The sequence below is a fragment of the Sphingomonas sp. FARSPH genome, assembly GCF_003355005.1.
Lineage (GTDB): Bacteria > Pseudomonadota > Alphaproteobacteria > Sphingomonadales > Sphingomonadaceae > Sphingomonas.
Genome location: NZ_CP029985.1, coordinates 1,103,880 through 1,123,978 on the forward strand (window position 1 = coordinate 1,103,880; position 20,099 = coordinate 1,123,978).

The 20,099-nt window shown below is 68.4% G+C and carries 22 protein-coding genes; 19 read left to right on the forward strand and 3 right to left on the reverse strand.

The window, feature by feature from the left end; all coding sequences use genetic code 11:
* Positions 1 to 28 precede the first annotated feature (28 nt).
* Positions 29 to 484, reverse strand: coding sequence for a MarR family winged helix-turn-helix transcriptional regulator (locus tag DM480_RS05355; protein WP_115377920.1), 456 nt, complete (start codon positions 482 to 484; stop codon positions 29 to 31).
* Between the two features lie 95 nt (positions 485 to 579).
* Here DM480_RS05355 and hppD point away from each other — a divergent pair, with 95 nt between their 5' ends.
* The 5 genes from hppD to DM480_RS05380 all read left to right on the forward strand — a co-directional run bounded on the left by hppD (position 580) and on the right by DM480_RS05380 (position 5,180).
* Positions 580 to 1,644 (forward strand): 4-hydroxyphenylpyruvate dioxygenase, encoded by a 1,065-nt coding sequence (hppD, locus tag DM480_RS05360; RefSeq protein ID WP_115377921.1) that lies wholly within the window; start codon positions 580 to 582, stop codon positions 1,642 to 1,644.
* A 209-nt stretch (positions 1,645 to 1,853) separates the two neighbouring features.
* Complete coding sequence (hmgA, locus tag DM480_RS05365; RefSeq protein WP_115377922.1) at positions 1,854 to 3,131, forward strand: homogentisate 1,2-dioxygenase; 1,278 nt, start codon at positions 1,854 to 1,856, stop codon at positions 3,129 to 3,131.
* Positions 3,128 to 3,766 (forward strand): maleylacetoacetate isomerase, encoded by a 639-nt coding sequence (gene maiA, locus DM480_RS05370; RefSeq protein ID WP_115377923.1) that lies wholly within the window; start codon positions 3,128 to 3,130, stop codon positions 3,764 to 3,766. Before hmgA ends, maiA begins: the two co-directional genes overlap by 4 nt.
* Positions 3,763 to 4,125 (forward strand): Rieske (2Fe-2S) protein, encoded by a 363-nt coding sequence (locus DM480_RS05375; protein ID WP_115377924.1) that lies wholly within the window; start codon positions 3,763 to 3,765, stop codon positions 4,123 to 4,125. The genes maiA and DM480_RS05375 overlap by 4 nt, the downstream gene beginning before the upstream one ends.
* Before the next feature lie 86 nt (positions 4,126 to 4,211).
* Entirely contained in the window at positions 4,212 to 5,180 is a 969-nt protein-coding gene (locus tag DM480_RS05380) for an alpha/beta fold hydrolase (protein WP_115377925.1), read from the forward strand.
* A gap of 59 nt (positions 5,181 to 5,239) precedes the next feature.
* Here the strand turns inward: DM480_RS05380 and DM480_RS05385 are convergent, their stop codons facing one another.
* Positions 5,240 to 5,767 carry a gamma carbonic anhydrase family protein gene (locus DM480_RS05385; protein ID WP_115377926.1) on the reverse strand — a complete coding sequence of 176 codons (528 nt, stop codon included), beginning with the start codon at positions 5,765 to 5,767 and terminating at the stop codon, positions 5,240 to 5,242.
* 194 nt (positions 5,768 to 5,961) lie between these two features.
* On the opposite strand from DM480_RS05385, the gene DM480_RS05390 reads away from it, so the two are divergent.
* From DM480_RS05390 to DM480_RS05450, 13 genes are all read left to right on the forward strand, one after another.
* Entirely contained in the window at positions 5,962 to 7,389 is a 1,428-nt protein-coding gene (locus DM480_RS05390) for a methyl-accepting chemotaxis protein (RefSeq protein WP_115377927.1), read from the forward strand.
* Positions 7,390 to 7,549: 160 nt separating this feature from the next.
* Positions 7,550 to 8,980 carry a methyl-accepting chemotaxis protein gene (locus tag DM480_RS05395; protein ID WP_115377928.1) on the forward strand — a complete coding sequence of 477 codons (1,431 nt, stop codon included), beginning with the start codon at positions 7,550 to 7,552 and terminating at the stop codon, positions 8,978 to 8,980.
* A 213-nt stretch (positions 8,981 to 9,193) separates the two neighbouring features.
* A complete protein-coding gene (locus DM480_RS05400; RefSeq protein ID WP_115380868.1) occupies positions 9,194 to 10,627 on the forward strand; it encodes a methyl-accepting chemotaxis protein in 1,434 nt (477 codons plus the stop codon).
* Positions 10,628 to 10,939: 312 nt separating this feature from the next.
* Positions 10,940 to 11,224 carry an STAS domain-containing protein gene (locus DM480_RS05405; protein ID WP_115377929.1) on the forward strand — a complete coding sequence of 95 codons (285 nt, stop codon included), beginning with the start codon at positions 10,940 to 10,942 and terminating at the stop codon, positions 11,222 to 11,224.
* Between the two features lie 14 nt (positions 11,225 to 11,238).
* Positions 11,239 to 13,476 carry a chemotaxis protein CheA gene (locus tag DM480_RS05410; protein WP_115377930.1) on the forward strand — a complete coding sequence of 746 codons (2,238 nt, stop codon included), beginning with the start codon at positions 11,239 to 11,241 and terminating at the stop codon, positions 13,474 to 13,476.
* The gene (locus tag DM480_RS05415) at positions 13,473 to 14,357 is read left to right on the forward strand and encodes a CheR family methyltransferase (RefSeq protein WP_115377931.1); all 885 of its coding nucleotides are present in this window, start codon (positions 13,473 to 13,475) and stop codon (positions 14,355 to 14,357) included. Before DM480_RS05410 ends, DM480_RS05415 begins: the two co-directional genes overlap by 4 nt.
* Positions 14,354 to 15,382: a protein-glutamate methylesterase/protein-glutamine glutaminase gene (locus DM480_RS05420; protein WP_198665903.1), complete on the forward strand. Its 1,029-nt coding sequence runs from the start codon at positions 14,354 to 14,356 to the stop codon at positions 15,380 to 15,382. The genes DM480_RS05415 and DM480_RS05420 overlap by 4 nt, the downstream gene beginning before the upstream one ends.
* On the forward strand, positions 15,379 to 15,942 hold the full coding sequence (locus DM480_RS05425; RefSeq protein WP_115380872.1) for a chemotaxis protein CheD: 564 nt from the start codon (positions 15,379 to 15,381) through the stop codon (positions 15,940 to 15,942). The genes DM480_RS05420 and DM480_RS05425 overlap by 4 nt, the downstream gene beginning before the upstream one ends.
* A gap of 32 nt (positions 15,943 to 15,974) precedes the next feature.
* Positions 15,975 to 16,340: a response regulator gene (locus DM480_RS05430; protein ID WP_115377932.1), complete on the forward strand. Its 366-nt coding sequence runs from the start codon at positions 15,975 to 15,977 to the stop codon at positions 16,338 to 16,340.
* 30 nt (positions 16,341 to 16,370) lie between these two features.
* Positions 16,371 to 16,814, forward strand: coding sequence for a chemotaxis protein CheW (locus DM480_RS05435; protein ID WP_115377933.1), 444 nt, complete (start codon positions 16,371 to 16,373; stop codon positions 16,812 to 16,814).
* A gap of 42 nt (positions 16,815 to 16,856) precedes the next feature.
* On the forward strand, positions 16,857 to 17,867 hold the full coding sequence (locus tag DM480_RS05440; protein WP_115377934.1) for a chemotaxis protein CheB: 1,011 nt from the start codon (positions 16,857 to 16,859) through the stop codon (positions 17,865 to 17,867).
* An 8-nt stretch (positions 17,868 to 17,875) separates the two neighbouring features.
* Positions 17,876 to 18,208: a hypothetical protein gene (locus DM480_RS05445; protein WP_115377935.1), complete on the forward strand. Its 333-nt coding sequence runs from the start codon at positions 17,876 to 17,878 to the stop codon at positions 18,206 to 18,208.
* A gap of 88 nt (positions 18,209 to 18,296) precedes the next feature.
* Positions 18,297 to 18,764 carry a MarR family winged helix-turn-helix transcriptional regulator gene (locus tag DM480_RS05450; protein ID WP_232834132.1) on the forward strand — a complete coding sequence of 156 codons (468 nt, stop codon included), beginning with the start codon at positions 18,297 to 18,299 and terminating at the stop codon, positions 18,762 to 18,764.
* A 34-nt stretch (positions 18,765 to 18,798) separates the two neighbouring features.
* On the opposite strand, the gene DM480_RS05455 is transcribed toward DM480_RS05450, so the two are convergent.
* Positions 18,799 to 19,026: a hypothetical protein gene (locus DM480_RS05455; protein ID WP_115380876.1), complete on the reverse strand. Its 228-nt coding sequence runs from the start codon at positions 19,024 to 19,026 to the stop codon at positions 18,799 to 18,801.
* Between the two features lie 106 nt (positions 19,027 to 19,132).
* Between DM480_RS05455 and rarD the strand changes: the two genes are divergently transcribed.
* The gene (gene rarD, locus DM480_RS05460) at positions 19,133 to 20,050 is read left to right on the forward strand and encodes an EamA family transporter RarD (protein WP_115377936.1); all 918 of its coding nucleotides are present in this window, start codon (positions 19,133 to 19,135) and stop codon (positions 20,048 to 20,050) included.
* The last annotated feature ends 49 nt before the right edge of the window (positions 20,051 to 20,099 follow it).

Sequence of the window (20,099 nt, forward strand, 5' to 3'; positions counted from 1 at the left end):
GGGGCAATTGTCGCACGATTGTGTCGGCTCAGGCGATTTTCTCCTGCTCCAGCGCAAACGCCTCGATCCGGTGGAGCATCGCACTGAACGCGGCGACCTCGGCGGGCGGGAAACGCGAGAATATCCGCGCCTCGAGGTCGAGCGCCTTGGGCGCGACCGCGGCATACAGGTCGCGTCCCGCACCGGTCAGGTCGAGCAGGTGGCTGCGCCGGTCTTCGGGATTGCCCTGTCGCGCCAGAAGGCCGCGCTCGACCAGCGCGATCGCGGCGCGGCTCACGGTCACCTTGTCCATCCGCGTCCGTGCGCCGATCGCCTGCTGCGTGATCGCGCCGCTTTCGGCGACGACGGTGATCAGCCGCCATTCGGGGATCGAAAGGCCGAACAGCGACTGATAGGCACGCGCGATCAGCCCGCTGACGAGGTTCGAGGTGACAGACAGTCGAAACGGCAGGAATTCGTCGAGAACGAGGCGCGGTTCAGCCATGCCCGCAACTGGTATCAGTTGACACCTTTTTGGCAATGGCGCAGGAAAGTGGTAACAAGCGATACCAGTTTGGACTCGCGACAGGAGTGGTTTCCATGGACCATATCGACGTCAATCCGATGGGCCTCGACGGGTTCGAATTCTGCGAATTCACCTCGCCCGACCCCGACACGCTGGCTGCGCAGTTCGAGGCGATGGGCTTCGTCGCGGCCTCGACGCATCCGACCCGCGCGATCACCCGCTACAAGCAGGGGCGGATCAACCTGCTGATCAACCGCGAGGAGAGCGGCCACGCCGCCGATTTCCGCGCGGCGCACGGCCCGTCGGCGAGTGCGATGGCGTTCCGCGTCCAGAATGCGCGCGAGGCCTATGACGCGGCGATCGCGCGCGGTGCGAAGCCCGCCCCCGCCGGCCAGGCGCTGGACGACATTCCCGCGCTGGAGGGGATCGGCGGCTCGCTCTTGTACCTCGTCGACCGTCATGGCGCGGCCGGCACGATCTACGATGCCTGGGACCAGGTGCCCGGCGCCGCCGAGGCGGAAGCGCAGAACAACGTCGGCCTCGACCTGCTCGACCACCTCACCCACAACGTACGCCGCGGTCAGATGCGCGTCTGGTCGCAATTCTACGGGCAGATCTTCGGCTTCGAAGAGCAGAAGTATTTCGACATCAAGGGCAAGGCAACCGGCCTGTTCAGCCAGGCGATGATCGCCCCCGACCGCGCGATCCGCATCCCGCTGAACGAAAGCCAGGACGATAAGAGCCAGATCGAGGAGTTCATCCGCGATTACAACGGCGAGGGCATCCAGCATCTCGCGCTGACCACCGACAATATCTACGACACGGTCGAGAAACTGCGCGCACGCGGCGTCAAGCTTCAGGACACGATCGAGACCTATTACGAGCTCGTCGACAAGCGCGTGCCTAACCATGGCGAGGACCTTGAACGGCTGCGCCGCAACCGCATCCTGATCGACGGCAACGTCGGCGAGGAGGGGCTGCTGCTCCAGATTTTCACCGAGACGATGGTCGGGCCGATCTTCTTCGAGATCATCCAGCGCAAGGGCAATGAGGGCTTCGGCAACGGCAATTTCCAGGCGTTGTATGAAAGCATCGAGCTGGATCAGATTCGTCGCGGCGTCATCACGGTCGACGCGTAAGCGTCGGCCGGATGCCGGCGCGTAGGCGCCGGGCCGCGACCGGCCGGCACGGCGAGCCGGGACATAGGGCCCGGCTTTGCCGGGTCCGACGTCACGGCGGGGTGAGAGCCACCGTAGGAACCGCCAGCGTTCCGCCCCCACCCTCACCCCGCGCCGCTGACGCGGCTTGCCCCTCTCCCAACGAGAGAGGGGATTAGGAGGACGAGCCCATGACCGACTATATCCCCGGCTTCGGCAACCACGTCGCGACGGAGGCCGTTCCCGGCGCGCTGCCGATCGGCCGCAATTCTCCACAGCGGCCCGCCTTCGGCCTCTATGCTGAGCAACTGTCCGGCACCGCCTTCACCGCACCGCGGCATGAGAACCGCCGGTCGTGGCTGTACCGGATGCGGCCGACCGCGGAACATCCGCCCTACCGGCGCTACACGGGCGCAAAGCTGTTCGCCCCCGGTACCGACGACGCCCCGCTCGCGCCCAACCGCCTGCGCTGGGACCCGGCGCCGCTGCCCGAGGCGCCGACCGATTTCGTCGATGGTCTCGTCACCATGATGGCGAACCGCGATCCGGTCGAGCTGGAGGGTGTCGCGCTCCACGTCTATGCCGCCAACCGCGACATGACCGACCGCGTCTTCATGGATGCCGACGGCGAATTGCTGTTCATCCCCGAACATGGCCGCATCACGCTCCACACCGAGCTCGGCCGGATCGACGTCGCGCCGAGCCAGATCGCGCTGGTGCCGCGCGGCGTGCGGTTTCGCGTCATGCTGCCCGACGGCGCGGCGCGCGGCTATCTGGCCGAAAACCACGGCGCGCTCTTCCGCCTGCCCGATCTCGGGCCGATCGGTGCGAACGGCCTGGCCAATCCGCGCGACTTCGAGACGCCCGTCGCCTGGTTCGAGGATCGCGACGAACCGACCGAGGTGATCCAGAAGTTCATGGGATCGCTGTGGACGACGACGCTCGACCACAGCCCGCTCGATGTCGTCGCGTGGCACGGCAACCTTGCGCCGTGGCGCTACGACCTGTCGAGGTTCAACACGATCAATACGGTCAGCTTCGACCATCCCGATCCGTCGATCTTCACCGTGCTGACCTCGCCATCCGACGTGCCGGGCCGCGCCAACGCCGATTTCGTCATCTTCCCGCCGCGCTGGATGGTCGCCGAGAATACGTTCCGCCCGCCCTGGTTCCACCGCAACGTGATGTCGGAGGCGATGGGCCTCATCACCGGCGCCTATGACGCCAAGGCCGAAGGCTTCCGGCCTGGCGGGATCAGCCTGCACAACATGATGGCCGGCCACGGGCCCGACCTCGCCAGCTGGCAGGGCGCGTCGACTGCCGACCTGAAACCGCACAAGATCGACGGGACGATGGCGTTCATGCTCGAAAGCTGCTGGCCCTACGCGCCGACGAGCCACGCGCTCGGCCATGCCCAGCTCGATTACGACGCCGTGTGGAAGGACTTTCCGAAGGCCAGGCTGCCATGATCCTGCACGGCTATTGGCGCTCCGGCGCCGCCTATCGCGTCCGCATCGCGCTCGCGCTGAAGGGCGTGGCATACGACCAAGTCAATTACGACCTGCGCACCGGCGCGCAAGGATCGGCGGACTATGCCGCGCTCAACCCGGCCAAGCTGGTGCCCGCGCTGGAGACCGATGGCCGCATCCTGACGCAGTCGAGCGCGATCATCGAATGGCTCGACGAAACCTGTCCCGACCCGCCCCTGCTCCCCGCCGACGCCTTCGGCAGGGCGCGCGTGCGGGCGCTGGTCGCGACGATCGCGGGCGATACGCATCCGCTCCACAATCTGCGCGTCCATAAGAGCTTGCGCGAGCAATTCGGCGCGGACGAGGCGGCGGTGACCGACTGGAACCGCCACTGGATCGCGACCGGCCTCGCCGCGGTCGAGGCGATGGTCGCGCAGGGTGGACGCGGCTTCGCTTATGGCGGCACACCGACGATCGCCGATTGCTACACCGTCCCCGCCCTCTATTCCGCGCATCGCTTCGGCGTCGACGTCGCCGGCTTCCCCGCGCTCGTCGCGGCAGGCGAGCGGGCGGCGGCCCTGCCCGCGGTACAGGCGGCGCACCCGTCCGTACAACCCGACGCCGATCCGGCGTGACCGCGACGCTGCGCCTGTCCGCGACGCCGGCCGGCGTGCGTCTCGCGCCGTTCGCCGACCTCGCGGATGGCACGGCGCGCAATTTCGTGCTGCAGATGAAGGCCGGGCGCTTTCACGGCTTCGTCGTACGACGCGGTGCGGAGGTGGTCGGCTATGTCGATCGCTGCCCCCACGCGGGCGTCCCGCTGGCGCAGACGCTCGACGATTATCTCAGCCCCTCGGGCGATCTCATCGCATGTAGCTGGCATGGCGCGCTGTTCCGCATCGGTGACGGCGCCTGCGTCGGCGGTCCGTGCGTGGGTCAGGCGCTGACGCCATGGCCCGTCACCGTGGTCGACGGCTTCGTCACCACCGCCTGAGCCGTCTCCCAGCACGGGCCGGCGACCGCTTTCGCAATTGCAGCATCGCGTATACACTGCGCATTCGACCGTTGCGGGAGCAAGCGATGCCAAGTGGTGACCGACTGAATCTGGGCGCGCTGTTCGGCGGGGTCGTCGCCGCATCGGGGTTCGGCCTTGCCGGCTATTCCGAATGGATCGCGCGCGAGGCGGAGCGGCTGGTGCCGCCTGACGGCGTGTTCCGCGAGGTCGAGGGTGCCCGGCTCCACTATGTCTCGCTGGGCACACCGGGAAAGCCGGCGATCGTCATGATCCACGGCCTTGGCGGCCAGCTGCGCAATTTCTCCTATGCCATGGCGCAGAAGCTCGCCGACGACTTCCGCGTCATCCTGGTCGACCGACCGGGGTCGGGCTATTCGGTCGCGCATGGCGCGATACAGCCCGATATCGCGGCCCAGGCGGCGATGATCGGCCAGCTGATCGCCTTTCTCGGGCTCGAACGCCCGCTCGTCGTCGGCCATTCTTTGGGCGGCGCGGTCGCGCTGGCGCTCGCGGTCGCGCAACCCGAACTGGTCGGCGGCCTCGCGCTGATCGCACCGCTGACCCAGCATCAGGAAGAGGTGCCCGCCGCCTTCCGCGCGCTCGCCGCCATGCCAGCGGGCCTTCGCCGGCTGATGGCACAGACGATCGGTACGCCGCTCAGCCGGATCGGCGCCGAACAGACGCTGGCGGAAGTCTTCTCGCCCGAACCTGCGCCGGACGATTTCGCGACCCGCGGTGGCGGCGCGCTGGCGCAGCGGCCGGGCAATATCGCCGCCGCGGCGGCCGATCTCGCCGCCGCGAGCACCGACATGCCCGCCTTCGTCGCGCGCTATCGTACGCTCGCGTTGCCCGTATCGATCCTGTTCGGCCGCGACGATGCGATCCTGTCGCCGGCGCTGCACGGCGAAACGACCGCCGCCGCCATCCCCGACGCTCGGCTGCAACTGGTCGCGGGTGGCCACATGCTGCCCGTGACGCAGCCCGACGCTACCGCCGCCTTCGTCCACGCCGCCGCAATGCGCATCCGGCGCTAGAGTCTGATCCGGCGAAACTGGACAGGGGCGGTACCTGCCCGCTTCCACGTCCGTGAACGCTAGGCGTCCCGGACCGCCAGCTCCGCAGCGTAACGCCGTGCATTCGCGACATAGGTCGCGGCAGAGAGGTGCAGGCCGGCGACCTCCGCGTCGGTGAGGGTACGGACCACGCGCGCCGGCGACCCGACGATCAACGAGCGTGGCGGAAATACCTTGCCCTCGGTGACCAGCGCGCCGGCGCCGACCAGGCTTTCAGCACCGATCTCCGCCCGGTTGAGCACGATCGCACCCATGCCGATCAGGCTGTGGTCGCCTATCGTCGCGCCATGCACGATCGCGCGGTGGCCGATCGTCACGCCGCGCCCGATCGTCGCCGGGACACCGGGATCGGCGTGGATGACCGCGGCGTCCTGCACGTTGCTCCGCGCGCCGATGACGATCGGATCGTTGTCGCCGCGCACGACCGCGTTGAACCAGATCGACGCCTCATCCCCCAGCGTCACGTTGCCGATCACCTGCGCCCCCGGAGCGACGAAGCCGCCCTGTCCCACCACGGGGGTGATACCGTTTAGCATCATGATGGTCATCGTCGCGTCTCCCGCCGGTGTCTATGCCCGCAACCATCGGGCTCGCCAACCGCGTACGAAATCGAACCATTATGGGCATGTTTAACGAGATATTCAGACTATTCGTCGAAATCGGACACGAGGTCGGCAATGCTGACGAGAGCCGAATTCTCGTCAGAAAACGCTGCCCCGACCCTATACGGAGTATCCGCCGCATGTTGTCCTGGTTCGAAAAACACGCGCCGATCCGGGTGAAGTTTCGTGCCCTGCTGGTCACACATACCGCGATCGCGCTGGGCGGCGCCGCGACGACCTATGCCGCGCTGTCGACTGCCCCCGGCAACGGGCTGACATTCGCCGCGATCCAGGCGCTGCTGATCGCGCTGACGATCGCGACCGTGCTCGTCAGCGGCCATTTGATCTGCGCGCCCTACGTCAACACGGTGGTTCGCATGGAAGGACTGGCGGCGGGCGATATCGAAACTGCGATCCGCTATTCGGATCATCGCGACTGTGTCGGACGGATGTCGCGCGCGATGGTGGTGTTTCGTGACAATGCCGAACGGGTTCGGGCGGGCAGCGTCGCGCAGCAGCAGGTCGTCCAGTCGCTGGGCGAAGGGCTCGACCGCCTCGCTGCACGGGACCTCACCTATCGGATCACGACGGCGCTGCCGGCCGAATACGAACAGCTGCGCGTCGATTTCAATCGCGCGATGGACGGCCTGTCGACCGCGATCCTCACCGTCGCGGCCGCCACGAACGGTATCAATCATGGCGCCAGCGACGTGCGCTCCGCCTCCGACGATCTGTCGCAGCGCACCGAGCAGCAGGCAGCGAGTCTGGAGGAAACCGCCGCCGCGATGGACGAGATCACGGCGACCGTGCGCCAGACCGCGGCAGGCGCCGTCAAGGCGAACACCGTCGTCGCCGAGGCGCGCGTCGATGCCGAGCATTCCGGCGACGTCGTAAGCCGCGCGGTCGACGCGATGGGCGGCATCCAGCGCGCATCGAACGAGATCGGCGAGATCATCTCCGTCATCGATGGCATCGCGTTTCAGACCAACCTGCTCGCGCTTAATGCGGGCGTCGAGGCGGCGCGCGCCGGGGACGCCGGCAAGGGCTTCGCGGTGGTCGCCAGCGAAGTCCGCGCCCTCGCGCAGCGTTCCGCCGATGCGGCCAAGGACGTGAAGACCAAGATCACCGCCTCCACCGAGCAGGTCGAGGCCGGCGTGCAACTGGTTAACGAAACCGGCGCGGCGCTGAACCGCATCATCGGCCGGATCGGCGAGATCAGCACGCTCGTCGCACACATCGCGACCAACGCCGAAAGCCAGGCGACCGGCCTCCAGCAGGTCAACACCGCGGTCAACGAGATGGACGGCGTGACGCAGCAGAATGCCGCGATGGTCGAGGAGGCGACCGCCGCCGCCCGCTCGCTGTCGGCCGAGGCGGACCAGCTCGCGCGCCAGGTCGCCCGCTTCAGGATCGAGGGCGATCACGCCGCTCCGGCTGCGACGAACCCGGTTCACGGCCTGCAACGCCAAGCGGCGGAGGCCGGCCGGCGGATCGCACGCACCGGCTCGCCGCGACATCAGGGTAACGCCGCCCTTGCCATTGCACAGGAGGATTGGTCCGAATTCTAGGCGGTGCGAAACGGGCAACGGCGTTTCCTCCGCCGCCCCGGACCGTCCGCACAAAACGGGTAAATCCCGCCACAACCAGAAATTAAGCAACATTCTGTAGCACTTCGCGCTGCACGGCCCCGCGACGATCTGTCGCGGGCCACAGCAAGAGGAGGCTGTGATGTTGCAATGGTTTGAAAAGCGGGCGCCGATCCGTCTCAAATTTCGCGTTCTGGCGAGCGCGCAGGGGGTCACGGGCCTTGCCGTCGTCGCGACCGTCGCCGGCGCGACGACGGGCTATTTTGCGTTATCGCCGATGATGACGACGTCGGTCGCCGCACTGCTCGTCGCCGCAATGGTCGCCACGACGATGCTCGCCAGCCGGCGCATCTGCACGCCCTATGTCGACACGGTCGTGCGCATGGAGGCGATGGCAGCCGGCGATCTCGATTCGCCGATCGCGCATAGCGACAATCGCGACTGCGTCGGCCGCATGACCCAGGCGATGGGCATATTTCGTCGCAACATGGAAGAGGCGAATACCGCGGAGGCGCAGCGGATCATGGCCGAAGCGCTCGCCAGCGGCCTGCGCGAACTGGCGCGGGGCAATCTGGCCTATCGGATCGATGCGCCGTTCCCGTCGACGTTCGAGACGCTGCGTACCGATTTCAACGCCGCGATGGCGGCAATCCACGACACCGTCTGCGCAGTGAGCGCTGCAGCGTCTAACATCCACGACGGTTCGGCGGACATCCGCCATGCGTCGGACGACCTGTCGCAGCGTACCGAGCAGCAGGCCGCGAGCCTGGAGGAGACGGCGGCCGCGATGGACGAGATCACCACGACGGTGCGCCAGACCGCCGCAGGGGCGGTCAAGGCGAACAGCGCCGTCGAGGACGCACGCGTCGAGGCGGAACAATCGGGCGGCATCGTCAGCCGCGCAGTCGACGCGATGGGCGGCATCGAACGCGCATCGAACGAGATTTCGGAGATAATCTCCGTCATCGACGGCATCGCGTTCCAGACCAACCTGCTCGCGCTCAACGCGGGCGTCGAGGCGGCGCGCGCAGGCGACGCGGGCAAGGGCTTTGCCGTCGTCGCGAGCGAAGTGCGCGCGCTCGCGCAGCGCTCCGCCGATGCGGCCAAGGACGTCAAGACCAAGATCACCGCGTCGACACAGCAGGTCGAGGTCGGCGTCCAGCTGGTCAGCGAGACGGGTGCGGCGCTCAACCGGATCATCGGCCGCATCGGCGAGATCAGCGCGCTGGTCGGCGAAATCGCCAGGGCCGCGGAAAGCCAGGCGACGGGTCTGCAACAGGTCAACACCGCGGTCAGCGAAATGGACGGCGTGACGCAGCAGAATGCCGCGATGGTCGAGGAGGCGACCGCCGCCGCGCGCTCGCTGTCGGCCGAGGCGGACGAGCTCGCCCGGCAGGTGACGCGCTTCAAGGTGTCGCACGAGCGGCCTGCTGCACTCACGCCGGCGAGCCCGGTCCACGACCTGCAGCAGCGCGCCGCGGAAGCCGGCCGCCGCATCGTCCGCGCGACGCCGACGCGCCGTCACGGCAACGCCGCCGTCGCCTTGGCACAGGACGACTGGTCGGAATTCTGACGCTTCCCCTCGTCCGTACGATGATCGGTCCCACCGCCGCCCCGGCAAGGACCGTCATCTGCGCGTCACGACGTGAAACGTGGGGACGCTGCATCGCTGCGCGGACGCACCACCCGCATCCGCCATAACGAGTTGACGGCGTAAGCAATATTAAATCCATAATCGATATATCGGCGCCACAGACGGTCGTCTTCACGACCGCGGATGGAGGATATGATGTTGCAGTGGTTCGCACGACAGGCGCCGATCCGCCTCAAATTTCGCGTGCTCGCCGGCGCGCAAGCGGTACTCGCCGCCGCCGCGCTGGCGATCGGTGCGGACCTGGTCCTGAACGTAGGCGTCACCGTATCGCCGCTGCTCATCGGGGCGGGCGCGCTGGCGGTCGTCGCCATCGTCGCGACGACCATCCTTGCCGGCCGACTGATCTGCACCCCTTATGTCGATACGGTCGTGCGGATGGAGGCGATGGCGGCGGGCGATCTCGACGCGCCGATCGCCTATACCGACAACGGCGACTGCGTCGGCCGCATGACCAAGGCGATGGCGGTGTTCCGCGACAATGCCGAGCGGGTCCGCGCCGCCAGTGCGGCCCAGGCGATCGTCGTCCGCTCGCTTGGCGAGGGGCTCGATCGCCTTGCCGCCAACGATCTTACCCATCGTATCACCGCGACCTATCCGGCCGATTACGAGCAGCTGCGCGTCGACTACAACCGTGCGATGGACGGCGTCGCGCAGGCGATGGCCGCGGTCGCCGCGGCGACCAGTGGCATCAACAGCGGCGCCAGCGACGTACGCGCCGCCTCCGACGATCTGTCGCAGCGCACCGAGCAGCAGGCCGCGAGCCTCGAGGAAACCGCCGCCGCGATGGACGAGATCACCACGACGGTACGCCAGACCGCCGCAGGCGCCGTCAAGGCGAACAGCGCCGTCGAGGACGCGCGTGTCGAGGCCGAGCATTCGGGCGACGTCGTGCGCCGCGCGGTCGAGGCGATGGGCGGTATCGAGCGCGCATCGAACGAGATCGGCGAAATCATCTCCGTCATCGACGGCATCGCGTTCCAGACCAACCTGCTCGCGCTCAACGCGGGCGTCGAAGCGGCGCGTGCCGGAGACGCGGGCAAGGGATTCGCGGTCGTCGCCAGCGAAGTCCGCGCGCTGGCGCAGCGTTCCGCCGATGCGGCGAAGGACGTCAAGACCAAGATCACCGCATCGACACAGCAGGTCGAAGCAGGGGTCCAGCTGGTCAGCGAGACGGGTGCGGCGCTCAACCGCATCATCGGCCGCATCGGCGAGATCAGCGCTCTGGTCGGCGAAATCGCCAAGGCCGCCGAGAATCAGGCCTCAGGCCTGCAACAGGTCAACACCGCAGTCAGCGAGATGGACGGCGTGACGCAGCAGAATGCCGCGATGGTCGAGGAGGCGACCGCCGCCGCGCGATCGCTCTCCGCCGAAGCCGACGAACTCGCGCGTCACGTCGCCTGCTTCAAGATCGGCAACGAACGTCCGGCCGCCATGTCGGCGAGCCCGGTTCACGACTTGCAGCAGCGCGCCGCGGAAGCCGGTCGCCGCATCGCCCGCGCGACGCCGACACGCCGTCACGGCAACGCCGCCGTCGCCTTGGCACAGGACGACTGGTCGGAATTCTGACCCGGCCGGCGCCGTTCGCATCAGTCGGCACCCTTAAGGCCGCTTTAACCACTGTAAGGTAAGCCGGTCCGATACAGACATACGATGTACGAGGGGGGCCTCAAATGAATGACGCATCGCAAAAGCTTCGAACGGCGCCGACGCGCCGCGATGTCAGGGCGAGCGATGACGGGACCCCTCGCGCCATCCGGCATGTATGGCGCCCCGCCGCAGCCGCCGGTCATGGCGCCGCCCGTCGCCCCGCGAAGGTCGCGGTGGCGAACGGCACCCGGCTGGCGGCCTGACCCTCAAGACCGAAGAGCGAATCCCCTCATGCCCGCGCATCCGCTTCCCGCCACGCTCGATACCTCCGCGGCCTCGCCGCTCCGCCACCAATTGATCGCCAGCCTCGACCGGGGCGAGGCGATCCGGCTCGACGGCAGCGACGTCACCCGCGTCGGCCAGGCCTGTCTCCAGGTGCTGGCCGCCGCGCGCGCGGCGGCGGTGGCGCGCGGCCTCGGCTTTGCCATCGATGACCCCAGCGACGCGCTCGCCCGGATGATCGCGCTCGCCCGGCTCGACGCCGCGCTTGCCCCCACCGCCTGCCCCTCCGCCTGAAGGATTCGAGGATCATGAACTTCGACGAGATCCAGCAGATCTTCTTCCAGGAGTGCGAGGAGGGCCTCGCGACGATGGAGAGCAATTTCGCCGCCGTGCGCCAGGGGGCTTACGACACCGAAACGATCAACACGATCTTCCGCTCGGTCCATTCGATCAAGGGCGGGGCGGGCGCGTTCGGCCATGAGCGGCTGCAGGCGTTCACGCACGAATATGAAACGTTGCTCGACCTGGTGCGCAACGGCACGTTGATCCTGACGCCAGCGCTGCTCGGCACGATCGTTTCCGCGTTCGACATGCTCGCCGACCACGTCGCCGCGGCACGCGAAGGCGGCACGCCGCCCGTCGATGCCGCGATGCTCGCCCGCCTGATCGAGGCGGCGCACGCGCCCGAACCCGCCCCCGAAACCGCCGCCGCATCGCCCGCGCCGGTCGAACCCGTTCCCGCAGCCCCGGCCGCCGATAGCGATTTCGACGATCTGTTCGAAATTTGCGCGTCGCCCACCGCGGACACGGGCGACGCGATCGTTGCCCACACCGGCACGGCGGTCGGCGACGGATTCGACGACCTGTTCGCGATGTGCACGACGCCCGCCGGCGATACCACGACGGAGGATGGCTGGCGCATCACGCTGGTGCCGGGCCCCAATGCGCTCGACCATGGCGGCGAGCCGCTGCTGCTGCTGCGCGAGGTCGCCGCGCTCGGTGCCGAGGTCGTCGTATGCGACCTCTCCGCACTGCCGCCGATCGCCGAGCTTCACCCCGAACGCGCCTATCTTGGCTGGACGCTGACGGCGCCTGCCAGCGTTGCGGAAGACGATATCCGCGCCGTGTTCGAGTTCATGGCCGACGTCACGCTGACCATCACCCCCGCCAGCGAGGCAGCGGCGGCAGAGGCGGCGCCCGTCGCAGCCACGCCCCCGCCCCCGACGACGCCGGCGCCTGCCCCCTCCGCATCGGCCGCGCCCAAGGTCCCGCTTGCCGCGGTGCCGGTCGCCGAGCCGGTTCAGGCCACAGTCCTGCCGGCGGAAGGCCCCGCTCCGCGCACCGCCGCCGCGGCGGTGCAGACGATCCGTGTCGACCTCGACAAGCTCGACCGTCTCGTCAACCTCGTCGGCGAACTGGTCATCACCCAGGCGATGCTGGCGCAGCGCCTGTCCGAGCATCAGCTCGGCGGTATCTCCGAACTCACCGATCTCGATCACCTGACGCGCGAGCTGCAGGAATCGACAATGGCGATCCGTGCGCAGCCGATGAAGACCGTGTTCAGCCGCGTGCCGCGCATCATCCGCGAGCTCGAGGTGGAAACCGGCAAGCGCGTCCGCCTGGATATCGAGGGCGAGATGACCGAGGTCGACAAGACCGTCGTCGAGCGGATCGGCGAGCCGCTGACCCACCTCATCCGCAACGCGGTCGACCACGGGCTCGAAACCCCGGCGGAACGGCTGGAAGCGGGCAAGCCCGAGGAGGGCGTCGTGACGCTGTCGGCCGCGCATCATTCGGGCCGCATCGTCATCACCGTCGCCGACGACGGCCGCGGCATCGACCGCAAGCGCGTCCGCGCCAAGGCGGTCGAGCGCGGCATCATCGCCGCCGACGCGATCCTGACCGAGGAAGAGATCGACAATCTGATCTTCGCGCCCGGCTTCTCGACCGCGGCGACCGTGTCCAACATTTCCGGCCGCGGCGTCGGCATGGATGTGGTGCGCAAGAACGTCCAGGCGCTGGGTGGCCGCATCGGCATCAGCTCGCAGCTCGGCTCGGGGTCCAGTTTCGCGCTGTCGCTGCCGCTGACGCTGGCGGTGCTTGACGGCATGATCGTGACAGTCGGCGAACAGACGTTCGTCATCCCGCTCGGCCATATCGTCGAGAGCCTGCGTCCCGACGACGAGGCGGTGAAGGTGCTCGGCCCGACCGCGTCGCTGCTCGACGTGCGCGGCGCCTACGTCCCCGTCCACCGCATCGCCGAACAGCTCGGCATCGGCGGCGCGATCAAGGACCCGACCGAGGCGGTGCTGATCGTGGTCGAATCCGACCATGGCCAGGCGGTGTTGATGGTCGATTCCATCCAGGATCAGCGTCAGGTCGTCGTGAAGAGCCTCGAGGCGAATTACGAGGCGATCCACGGCCTTGCCGGCGCGACCATCCTGGGCGACGGGCGCGTGGCGCTGATCCTGGACGTCGACGCGCTGATGTCGCGCTGGCGCCGCGACCCGCGCCACGGCGCGCACACGCTGGAACTCGCGGCATGAGCGGGGCCGCGCAGCGGCGCATCCTGCCGTCGGCCCCGGCGCCGTCGCGCCCGACCGAATTCGCCTTCGGCCCCGACGACCACCGCCATATCGCGGACTTCGTTTATGCCGAGGCGGGCATCCTGATGCCGCCGGGCAAGGCGCAGCTGGTTTACGGCCGCCTCGCCCCGCGCGTCAGGGCGTGCGGCCTCCAAACCTTCACCGACTATATCGCGCGGATCGAGGTCGATCCGGCGGAGCGGCAGCGCGCGATCGATGCGCTCACCACCAACCACACCAGCTTCTTTCGCGAGTCGCACCATTTCGATCATTTCCTCGAACACGCCTGGCCGACGCTCGAGACGCGGCTCGCCGACCGCGGTCGCGTACGCATCTGGTCGGCGGCCTGTTCGAGCGGCGAGGAACCCTATTCGCTGCTGATGGCGATCTGCGGTACCCAGCGCGGCGTCGCGCAGCGGCTGGCGCGGTCGGACCTGCGCATCCTCGCGACCGACCTTTCGACCGAGATTCTCGCGACCGCGGCGCGCGGACGCTATACGCAGGATACCGCCAAGGGCGTGCCTGCAGAGCTGCGTCGCCTGTGGATGACGCCGGTCGACCGCGAGGTGGAGGTCGATCCCCTGCTGCGCGAGCGCATCGCCTATCGCAAGCTCAACCTGCTCGAGGACTGGCCGATGCGCGGCACGTTCGACGCGATCTTCTGCCGCAACGTCATGATCTATTTCGACGAAGCGACCAAGGAACGGTTGCAGTCGCGCCTCGCCGACCGGCTCGCACCCGGCGGTTTCCTCTACATCGGCCATTCGGAACGCCTGAGCGCCAGCGTCGCGCCGCGCTTCGCCTGCGTCGGCCGCACCACGTTCCAGAAAGTCAGCGCATGAACCGTGCCCCGGTCCGTACCCTCATCGTCGATGATTCGCCGACGATGCGCGCGATGATCGCGCACAGCCTGTCGCAGGACGACGAGATCGAGGTGATCGGCACCGCCGACGGCCCGATGGCCGCGCGCGAGATGATCAAGCAGCTCAATCCCGACGTCATCACGCTCGACGTCGAGATGCCGGGGATGAACGGCCTCGATTTTCTCGACAAGATCATGCGCCTGCGCCCCATGCCGGTGGTGATGCTGTCGACGCTGACCGGCCAGGGGGCCGAGGCGTCGATCCGCGCGCTCGAGCTGGGCGCGTTCGATTGCTATCAGAAGCCGACCCGCGCCTTCGGCGGGGAACTGGGCGAAGGACTGAACGCGCTGGTCAAGGCCGCCGCGCGCAGCCGCCGCCGCGCCCGTATCGCCGAGCCGGCCAGGCCGAGCGCGCCGGCCGATTATAGCCCGCGCGCCGGCACGCTGATCGCGATCGGATCGTCGACGGGCGGCGTCGAGACGCTGATCGAGCTGCTCGGCGGCTTTCCGGCGAACTGCCCGCCGACCGTCATCGTCCAGCACATGCCCGAACTCTACGTGCCCACCTTCGCCGCGCGGCTCGACCGGCTGTCCGCGCCGACCGTCTCGGTCGCGCGCTCGGGCGCGCCGCTCGCGCCTGGCCACGTCTACATCGCGCCGGGCGGCGGCCAGCATATGGAGATCACCGGCGGATCGATGCCCCGCTGCCGGCTGGTCGACGGCGACAAGGTCAGCGGCCATCGCCCGTCGGTCGACCGCCTGTTCCATTCGATCGCGCGCACCGCCAACCGCGATGTCGTCGGCATCATCCTGACCGGCATGGGCTCCGACGGCGCGGAAGGGCTGAACGCGATGCGCGCCGCCGGCGCGCGTACCATCGGCCAGGACCAGGACAGCTGTGTCGTCTATGGCATGCCGCAGGTCGCGTGGCAGATCGGCGCGGTGGAGACGCAGCTGCCGCTGTCGCGCATCGCCGCGCGCGCGCTGACGGAATGCCGCGCATGAGCCCGCTGCCCCGCGCTGCCGACGGCCTCGTCCGGATCAACGTGCTCCAGGGCGAGACGCGCGTCTCGGACGATCCGCAGGCGGTGCTGACCACCGTTCTGGGCAGCTGCATCGCGGCCTGCCTCTACGATCCGGTCGTCAAGGTCGGGGGTATCAACCACTTCCTGCTCGCCGAACCGGGTAGCGGGGATACCGATCCGCAATCGATGCAGCGTTACGGCGTCTATGCGATGGAAGTGCTGATCAACGCGATGCTGGCGATGGGCGCGCTTCGGTCGAATCTCAAGGCGCGCCTGTACGGCGGCGCCAACCTGCGTGACGGCTTTCGCGACATCGGCGCCGCCAATGCGCTGTTCGCACGCCGCTTCCTGCGCGACGAACGTATCGCGCTGGTCGGCGAGGACGTCGGCGGGCACGGCGCGCGCCGCGTCGAATTCCGCCCGACGCTCGGCCTTGCCCGCTGCCGCATCGCCAGCGAGCGGCCGGTCGAACGCACGCCGATCGTCCTGCCCAAACCCGCAGCACCGCCGGCCTCCGTCGGCGACGTGGAATTCTTCTGATGACGACCCCCTTCCCCAGCAAAGGACCCGCTGTGACCAGCACCATCATGACCGTGGACGATTCGCCCAGCATGCGCATGCTGCTGCGCGCCGCGCTCACCGATCTTGGCTATCAGGTGCTGGAGGCCGAGGACGGCGTCCACGCGCTGGAGCGCCTCGATGGCGCGGCGCCCGACCTGCTCATCACCGACATCAACATGCCGCGCCTCGACGGGTTCGGCCTGATCGAAAAGGTGCGCGAGCAGGACCGGCATCGCAACCTGCCGATCCTCGTGCTCACCACGGAAAGCTCCGACGAGAAGAAGCAGCGTGCGCGCAGCGCGGGCGCGACCGGCTGGATCGTCAAGCCCTTCCACCCCGAAAAGCTCGCCGCGGCGATCCGCCGCGTCTTGCACTGATCTTCACCTCTTTCTTCCAAGGAGCCTCCCATGCCCCGTCAGCTCATCACCTTCCAGATCGGCGACCAGGTCCTCGGCGTCGACATCATGGCGATCCGCGAGATCCGCGCCTGGTCGCCGGCGACACCGCTGCCCAACGTGCCCCCGCACGTGCGCGGTGTCGTCAATCTGCGCGGTGTCGTGCTGCCCGTGCTCGACCTGTCGCACCGCCTGGGCTGGGGGATGACCGACCCGTCGGCGCGCCACGTCATCATCGTCGTGAGGATCGGCGAGCAGTTGCAGGGCCTGATCGTCGATGCGGTTAACGACATCGTCACGGTTCCCGACGACGGTATGCAGGCGTTGCCCGACATCGGCGACGCGCCCGCCGCCGGCTTCCTCGAAGGGCTGGCGACGATCGACCAGCGGTTGATCCTCATCCTCGCGCTCGAGCGCCTGGCAGAGGGCACCACCGGACTCGCCGAAGCCGCCTGACCACCCGTTCCGTTCCACCCGTTCTCGTAAGGAATCCAGTTCATGGCCGCCGCCACCAAGGTTCTCGTCGTCGATGATTCCCTGACGATGCGCGCCCTTCTTTCCGGCGCGCTGGAGCGTATCCCGAACGTCGTCGTCGTCGGCTCGGCGGACGGCGCGGACGAGGCGCGCGCGATGGTCGAGAGCCTTCGCCCCGACGTCATGACGCTCGACGTCGAGATGCCGGGGATGAGCGGGCTCGAATATCTGGCGGAGATCATGGAAAAGCGGCCGATGCCGGTCATCATGTTCTCCACCCGCACCGAGGCGGGGGCGGAAGCGTCGATCGAGGCGCTGCGCCTCGGCGCGATCGACTGCTTCCCCAAACCCAAGGTCGCGGTCGCCGCCGAGTTCGACAAGATCCTCGCCAAGCTGGGCAAGCGGATCAAGGCGGCGAAGGGGGCGATGGTCCGGTCCGGCGCGAAGGTAAAGGCGCCGGTGGCGCCGCCGCTCGACTGGAACGGGCGCCTGCTCGCGATCGGCGGCGAAGCCGCGAGCACCAACACGATGTTCGACCTGTTCGCGACCTTCCCCGCCAATTGTCCGCCGACGATCGTCGTCCAGCATCTGGGCGGCGGCCTCGCTGCGACGTTGATCGACAAGATGGCTGCCGAGATCGCGCCCCGGATCGTGCTCGCCGAGGATGGCATGCCGGTTGAACAGGGGACGATCTACCTCGCCGCGCCGGGTGACGCGCACGTCGTCGTCGATGCCTGGCCGAACGGCAGGCTGCGCATGCTGCCACGCGATCCGGTGGCGGGCGAGCGGCCGTCGATCTCGATCCTGTTCGCCTCGGTCGCGAAGGCGTGCGGGACGGAGGCGATCGGCCTGCTGCTCGGTGCCGATGGCGAGGATGGCGACGCCGGCGTGCGCGCGCTCCAGGCCGGCGGCAGCTACAGCATCGTGCCCGCGGAAAACCGCGCCGAGGGCTTCACGCTGCAACGCAAGCTCGCGACGCAGCCGGTTCCGCTGGACAAGCTGTCCGCCAATATCCTGAAACTATGCTCGCGGTGAGGACGCCCATGGCGCGTGGCGAAGAGACGAATCCCGTCCATAGCGGCGGCATCGAACCCGCGCTGGCCTTCGCGCTGGCGGACGGGATGGTCGAACTGACCCGTATGCTCTCCGATCTCGCCTTCGACCTCGCCTCGGATCCCGCTACGTTGCGCCGGCACATGCACGGCCTTCAGGCCGTCGACCGCATCACGCAGGCGCAGCTGGCAATGGCCGAGGTGCTGCGCTCCGCAGACAGCAGCGAGGCGCGACTCGCCGCGATCACGCTCGACGGACTGGCTCAGGATCTCGCGACCAAGCTTCACGGCTATCGCAACGTCCCCGTTTCGGATCAAAACTGACCCTTCTCCGCCTGCAAGTCCCCGAGGGCGCTTGATTTAACGGCCTCCATCCCTATTCACTCGCGGATATGGGAGGACTTCGATGGGCATGAGCGAGCACCGCTATCGCGCGGCGGGGGAACTGACGTCCGTGAATGACGGCGGCCCGACGGACGGGGCCGCGTCCATGGTCCTGGCGGATATGGCGGGCGCGGATGCAGCGCTCACCGATCTGGCGCGCAGCATCGTGATTTCGCGCCGCAAGCTGAGCGACCGGCTCGATCCCGCGCTGTTCGCCAATCCCGGCATGGACATCCTGCTCTTCCTGTTCGCCGAGGGCATAAACGGCGCAACCGTCACGACCAACGCCTGCTGCGCCGCCGCCGGGGTGCCGCGCACCACGGCCCTGCGCTGGATCAAGCTGTTGCAGGAACGCGGACTGGTGGAGGGCAGCGATGATGCCAGCGACCGGCGCGTCACGATGCTCGGCCTGACGCCGGCGGGCCGCAAGGCCTTGCGCGAATGGCTCGCCGATATCGTCGCGCTGCCGCTGGCAAAGCCCGAGGCGCTGGGCTGACCGGTTTCCGGTCCACCCTCCCCCGGACGATCCGTCAGTCGCGTATGACGGGATGGCGGGCGCGCAGCGCGTCCGCGACCCGTTCCACCTCGCCCGTCGCCGCCGACGATCCCGACGGTGTCACGCTCCAGTTGCAATGCGGATGCGTGTCGAGCGAGTAGATTTTCAGGTCTCCTACCACGAGTCGCCAGTGGCGGCGCGTGCCACCCGCCTCGCGCACCAGGGTGGACAGGAACAGGTCTTTAAGCTCGCCGCTGGTCATCGCTGCGCGACATAGGGCGTGATCGCACATTGTCACCCCGCCGCGCGTCACGATCGGCACCCGGAGCGGCTTGTGTCCGTCGCCGCGAGGCGCCATCGCCCCCGTCATGACCGAAACCACGGACCGATCGACCACCCGCGGCGGGCTGATGCTGGGCATCGGCGCCTATGCGGCCTGGGGGCTGTTGCCGATCTATTTCCACCTGCTGGACGGCGTGCCGCCGATCCAGATGCTGTCGCATCGCGTCGTCTGGTCGTTGATCCTGCTCGTCGGCATCGTCATGCTGCTCGGCCGGTCGCGGTCGATCCTGGCGGTCGCGCGCGGACGTACCTTGCTCGCGCTCGCGGCGAGCGCCACGCTGATCGCGGTCAACTGGTTCGTCTATATATGGGCGGTCGACAGCGCGCATCTGGTCGAGGCGAGCCTGGGGTATTTCATCAATCCGCTGGTCAACGTCGCGCTGGGCCTTGTCGTGCTGGGCGAGCGGCTGGGCCGGATGCAGGTCGCCGCGATCGTGCTCGCGGTCGTCGGGGTCGCGATCCTTGCGATCGCCGGCGGCGGCGCGATCTGGATCAGCCTGGTGCTCGCGCTCAGCTTCGGCCTGTACGGTCTGATCCGCAAGGTTGCGGCGATCGACGCGCTCGGCGGGCTGACCGTCGAAACCGCATTGCTCGCGCCGTTCGCGATCGGCGTGCTGGTGCATGCCGCGCACGGCGGCGCCGCCGCCTTCGGGCACGGGGGCACGACCGCCTCCGGCTATGGCGCGGCGACCGACTGGCTGCTGATCCTCGCCGGCCCGATCACCGCCGCGCCGCTGCTGATGTTCGCGGCCGGCGCGCGGCGGCTGCGCTACACGACGATGGGCCTGCTCCAGTATATCGCGCCGACGCTCCAGTTCCTCGAGGCCGTGCTGCTGTTCGGCGAGCCCGTCCGCCCGGTGCAGCTCGCATCCTTCGCGCTGATCTGGACCGCCTGCGCGCTTTATGCATGGAGCAGCATCGCCGCCACCCGGACGGATCGCTGACGCCGCAGCCGATCGACATCCGGCGGCCCGACTGTCTTACGGATGTCCC

Excerpts from the sequence above, each read along its gene's own strand:
- DM480_RS05355 (WP_115377920.1), bottom strand. The coding sequence starts at position 484 with ATGGCTGAACCGCGCCTCGTTCTCGACGAATTCCTGCCGTTTCGACTG.
- hppD (WP_115377921.1), top strand. The coding sequence starts at position 580 with ATGGACCATATCGACGTCAATCCGATGGGCCTCGACGGGTTCGAATTC.
- hmgA (WP_115377922.1), top strand. The coding sequence starts at position 1,854 with ATGACCGACTATATCCCCGGCTTCGGCAACCACGTCGCGACGGAGGCC.
- maiA (WP_115377923.1), top strand. The coding sequence starts at position 3,128 with ATGATCCTGCACGGCTATTGGCGCTCCGGCGCCGCCTATCGCGTCCGC.
- DM480_RS05380 (WP_115377925.1), top strand. The coding sequence starts at position 4,212 with ATGCCAAGTGGTGACCGACTGAATCTGGGCGCGCTGTTCGGCGGGGTC.
- DM480_RS05385 (WP_115377926.1), bottom strand. The coding sequence starts at position 5,767 with ATGACCATCATGATGCTAAACGGTATCACCCCCGTGGTGGGACAGGGC.
- DM480_RS05390 (WP_115377927.1), top strand. The coding sequence starts at position 5,962 with ATGTTGTCCTGGTTCGAAAAACACGCGCCGATCCGGGTGAAGTTTCGT.
- DM480_RS05395 (WP_115377928.1), top strand. The coding sequence starts at position 7,550 with ATGTTGCAATGGTTTGAAAAGCGGGCGCCGATCCGTCTCAAATTTCGC.
- DM480_RS05400 (WP_115380868.1), top strand. The coding sequence starts at position 9,194 with ATGATGTTGCAGTGGTTCGCACGACAGGCGCCGATCCGCCTCAAATTT.
- DM480_RS05405 (WP_115377929.1), top strand. The coding sequence starts at position 10,940 with ATGCCCGCGCATCCGCTTCCCGCCACGCTCGATACCTCCGCGGCCTCG.
- DM480_RS05410 (WP_115377930.1), top strand. The coding sequence starts at position 11,239 with ATGAACTTCGACGAGATCCAGCAGATCTTCTTCCAGGAGTGCGAGGAG.
- DM480_RS05415 (WP_115377931.1), top strand. The coding sequence starts at position 13,473 with ATGAGCGGGGCCGCGCAGCGGCGCATCCTGCCGTCGGCCCCGGCGCCG.
- DM480_RS05420 (WP_198665903.1), top strand. The coding sequence starts at position 14,354 with ATGAACCGTGCCCCGGTCCGTACCCTCATCGTCGATGATTCGCCGACG.
- DM480_RS05425 (WP_115380872.1), top strand. The coding sequence starts at position 15,379 with ATGAGCCCGCTGCCCCGCGCTGCCGACGGCCTCGTCCGGATCAACGTG.
- DM480_RS05435 (WP_115377933.1), top strand. The coding sequence starts at position 16,371 with ATGCCCCGTCAGCTCATCACCTTCCAGATCGGCGACCAGGTCCTCGGC.
- DM480_RS05440 (WP_115377934.1), top strand. The coding sequence starts at position 16,857 with ATGGCCGCCGCCACCAAGGTTCTCGTCGTCGATGATTCCCTGACGATG.
- DM480_RS05445 (WP_115377935.1), top strand. The coding sequence starts at position 17,876 with ATGGCGCGTGGCGAAGAGACGAATCCCGTCCATAGCGGCGGCATCGAA.
- DM480_RS05450 (WP_232834132.1), top strand. The coding sequence starts at position 18,297 with ATGAGCGAGCACCGCTATCGCGCGGCGGGGGAACTGACGTCCGTGAAT.
- DM480_RS05455 (WP_115380876.1), bottom strand. The coding sequence starts at position 19,026 with ATGACCAGCGGCGAGCTTAAAGACCTGTTCCTGTCCACCCTGGTGCGC.
- rarD (WP_115377936.1), top strand. The coding sequence starts at position 19,133 with ATGACCGAAACCACGGACCGATCGACCACCCGCGGCGGGCTGATGCTG.